Below are 3750 nucleotides of genomic sequence, written 5' to 3'. Positions count from 1 at the left end.
ATTGGAATGCGCCGAGAAAAAGAACGAATAGCCATAAACATGCTGAAAAAAGGCATGTCAGTCGATGAAGTTGCTGAATTGACAGGTCTCTTTGTCGATGATGTTTTGCGTTTGGAATACTAGCACTAAAAGAAAGGTTGCTCAATGACAGCAGAAACGACAATTTTAGCATTCGCGATATTGGCTTTAACTAAATCCAACGCCATTCTCCACGCCCCAACAACCGCGAACACATTCGCGAAATCACCTGTGTTTACCCCCCCCCACCGCATAACTCGTTGATTTGCAGGCACTTATGTAAGTTAAATAAAAGCAATACACGAAGTCAAGTTTCAAAATATATTTATGAAAACCTCTTTTTTGAGAGTGGTTTTCTTGTTCGGCGGCTCAATGATTTTGGGTGGTCTTTGGTTGGTTTGGGTAAACGGGGTGAATTATGAATGAAATATTTATTGCACTTATAGGTTTACTTTCAGGACTAATAGGTGCTTTTATTGGTGCTAGAACTGCAAATCAAAAAAATTATTCACAAACGGTTTCTATGCATAGGTTAGATTGGATGGATAATTTGTATGATGATATTGGTGTTATGCTTGGAGCAATAGAGGTATTGCGAAACGCTAATACCGAAGAGGAAAAAAACAAATATAATTACAAATACAATAAAGCGAGGGCACTTGTTTTATCAAAACTTAACAGAAAAGAAGATAAGCACCAAATAATGTTTATGCTCATAGTTAAATTGGACAACTTTAAAGACAGTTATAGCGATAAAGAATATTTTGCTGTTAAAGAGTCGATTTTGGAAAGTATGTCGCAGGTTGGTAAAGAGGTGTGGGAAACAGTGAAACAAGAAACGAAATTAGTTGGAGGTAAAACAAGTGTCTAATAGGGAAAAATGCAACGAATGTATTATGGGTAAGAAAAACATTATATCTTGTAATGTTGCAATGTTCAAAATTGGAGCATTTGCAATATTTGTGTTTATCGTAATGTTTGCAATGCTTTTGTTTTCTAATACGGATATTACAATAATAAACACTCAGGCACAATCTAAAGTTAATCTTTTTAGTTTTTTCGCGTTTACGTGTTCTATAATTATACTTGTAGTGCTTTACAAGTTATTAAAGTTGCGTAGTAAATTAGATTACAAAATAAAAGAAAAAGAGAAAAATCTTGATAATTTAACAACTTTATATGAATTACTCTATAATACAAAAAAAGGAGACCAATAATGAAAACCAACAATCTACTTAAACCCCTGGCGATAGCCCTAACAATCGCCACAAACCTATGGGCATTCACCGGCGGCGACGGTTCCGCCGCCGCCCCGTTCGTCATCTCAACGCCCGAACACCTGAACGCGGTGCGCAACAACTTAACGGCGCATTATCGTCTTGCTAACAACATCGCTCTCACAGGAGAGTGGGTGCCGATACCGGAATTTCAAGGAACATTCGACGGAAACGGGCGAACTATCAGCGGAATTACAATAAACAACTTGAGCGCAGACGGTAATCTTGGATTTTTCGGTTTTATTGGCAACAGTGGAGTAGTGCGGAGTTTGTCTGTTGAAGTAAGTATTATCGGCGGTAATTTGGCAGGGGCGATTGCGGCGGTAAACAGAGGGACGATTGAGGAAGTTCGTGCTTCGGGTAGCGTTTGGGCGCCGACGGTTGGCGGATTGGTTGCGGAAAATCGAGGGACTATTCGCAATTCTCACACTTCTGTTTTAGTGCAAATAGTTGCGGTAGTCGGCACGGCTGATTTTCCGCTTTCGACTACTCTTCCGTTAAATCCTGTTGAAGGTCAAGGAGTGCGGCTTATTGTAAGGGGTATTTACATTGACTTAATTTATGTGGCACCGGGGACATTTATGTTTGGCGCTTGCGCCTCAACAGCTCCTGCGACAGTCGGTAGCAGTCATACAATAAGCACCGGATTTTGGATAGGTAAATATCCTGTAACGCAAGCGCAATATCAGGCGGTAATGACAGGGCACCCTACATTAAGCGCCGTTCCGTCGAATTTTAGAGGTGGGGCGGCAGTCGGCTCTACTAACTTGCCTAATAATCCTGTTGAGCAAGTAAGTTTTAATGATATAACTTCTGCTGATGGCTTTTTAGCGCGTATCGGCGCAAGATTACCTACGGAACACGAATGGGAATTTGCGGCACGTGGTGGAAATCGTCGAGGTGGCAATAACGGAGGAGTGGATTTTATTTTTGCAGGGAGTGATATAGCAACAGAAGTAGCTTGGCATATCGCAAACATAATCAGTGTCTGGCAACCGCAACCAGTTGGAGATCTTGCACCAAATGAATTGGGTATCCACGATATGAGCGGAAATGTGTGGGAATGGACGAATACTATAGATTGGGGCTCTCTTCGCGTGATTCGCGGCGGCTGTTGGTCCAATGCCGGGGGGTACACGCCGGTTGCTTTTCGGGGCAACCTCGGCAACCCTGACCGCAGGTGGAGCAACTTCGGGTTTCGGGTGGCTCTCTCCCCGCAATTCTAACACTTGCTGTTCGGGGGGGGTTGGCTCTTTCTTTGAGTTGAAAAAAATCCGATTTGGCGCTGTGTGTTCGTTGCGAGCGTGAGCCGCTGCGAATACTCAGAGACAAATTGTAAGACAAAAAGAGAAAAAAATTAAACAAAGGAAATAATATGGAACTAAGTAAAAACACTAATGTTTTTCAGCGAAACAAACAGAAGTTCATCATCTTACTACTCGCAATAGCAGTAGCAACAGCAATGGCAAACACCGCCACGGGCGGCGGTGCTGTAGGTGTAAACTTCGGCACTATCGAAAACAGTTATTCGACGGGTAGTATTTGGGTAAATAGTTTATCCGCACAATCTACTATCGGCGGACTTGTCGGACAAAACCAAGGCGGCACCATCACCAACTCGTTCTTCGACAGCCAACGAAGCGGCAGAAACGACAATGACGGCAGAGGCACTCCACTCACCACCGAGCAAATGCGCCAACAAGCAACCTTTGCCCAATGGAATTTGCACAGCATTTGGAGAATGGATGCGCAGATGTATAACGGCGAGCCGTTTTTGCGAGCGTTTTATCCGCTCATTCACGCTCAATTCACCATTGAAGGACAACGAGCGACGGTAAGCCCTGCTTCCTCAATCTTTGTATTGCCTTACACGGGAATAATGCTCCACACAGGAAGCCCAATTCAACCGACCGTGCAAATTGAATACAACGGGCAATCTCTTACTCTCGACACAGATTTTCGGCTTGAATTTGAAAATAATACCAACGCCAACAATACAACTCCTGCGAGAATGCGAATTATCGGTATGGGAGATTATGCGGGAATAACGCTTGGGTATAACTTTTTTATCACCAATCAAAGAGGTATAACACTAGGAAATGTTTCAGCCATTCCAAACCAAACGCATACAGGTACGCCGATAAGACCTGATGTTGTAATAAGAGATTTCAACAATACTGTAATACTCCAAGAGGGTGTTGATTACGAACTCAACTACACCAATAACACAAACATCGGAACGGCAACAATCGAAATTATCGGTATTGGAGATATTTACACAGGATTCAGAACGGTAAATTTCAGTATTGTTCCACCTGTCGATACATATCAAATAAACGCTCAAAATACAACAATTTCGGGCATACCGACCTCGGTGGCGTTCAACGGACAAGCGCATATTCCGAGTATCACGGTTAATCATACGCCGCACGGTCTGTTGGTTGAAAACGAGCAT

Annotated in this window: 4 protein-coding genes; all 4 read left to right on the top strand. The window is 42.9% G+C overall.

The window, feature by feature from the left end; all coding sequences use genetic code 11:
- The first annotated feature begins 436 nt into the window (after nucleotides 1-436).
- The gene (locus tag FWE23_11405; protein ID MCL2846032.1) at nucleotides 437-889 is read left to right on the top strand and encodes a hypothetical protein; all 453 of its coding nucleotides are present in this window, start codon (nucleotides 437-439) and stop codon (nucleotides 887-889) included.
- Nucleotides 890-914: 25 nt separating this feature from the next.
- Nucleotides 915-1235: a hypothetical protein gene (locus tag FWE23_11400; GenBank protein ID MCL2846031.1), complete on the top strand. Its 321-nt coding sequence runs from the start codon at nucleotides 915-917 to the stop codon at nucleotides 1233-1235.
- Nucleotides 1235-2521 (top strand): formylglycine-generating enzyme family protein, encoded by a 1287-nt coding sequence (locus tag FWE23_11395; GenBank protein MCL2846030.1) that lies wholly within the window; start codon nucleotides 1235-1237, stop codon nucleotides 2519-2521. Before FWE23_11400 ends, FWE23_11395 begins: the two co-directional genes overlap by 1 nt.
- Before the next feature lie 149 nt (nucleotides 2522-2670).
- Nucleotides 2671-3750 (top strand): hypothetical protein (locus FWE23_11390; protein ID MCL2846029.1); only part of this gene is annotated, 1080 nt, incomplete at its 3' end.

Source organism: Chitinivibrionia bacterium (assembly GCA_009779925.1).
In the GTDB taxonomy this organism is placed as follows: Bacteria; Fibrobacterota; Chitinivibrionia; order Chitinivibrionales; family Chitinivibrionaceae; genus WRFX01.
This window is presented reverse-complemented; position numbering and strand designations above follow the sequence as displayed.

Excerpts from the sequence above, each read along its gene's own strand:
- FWE23_11405 (MCL2846032.1), top strand. The coding sequence starts at position 437 with ATGAATGAAATATTTATTGCACTTATAGGTTTACTTTCAGGACTAATA.
- FWE23_11400 (MCL2846031.1), top strand. The coding sequence starts at position 915 with ATGGGTAAGAAAAACATTATATCTTGTAATGTTGCAATGTTCAAAATT.
- FWE23_11395 (MCL2846030.1), top strand. The coding sequence starts at position 1,235 with ATGAAAACCAACAATCTACTTAAACCCCTGGCGATAGCCCTAACAATC.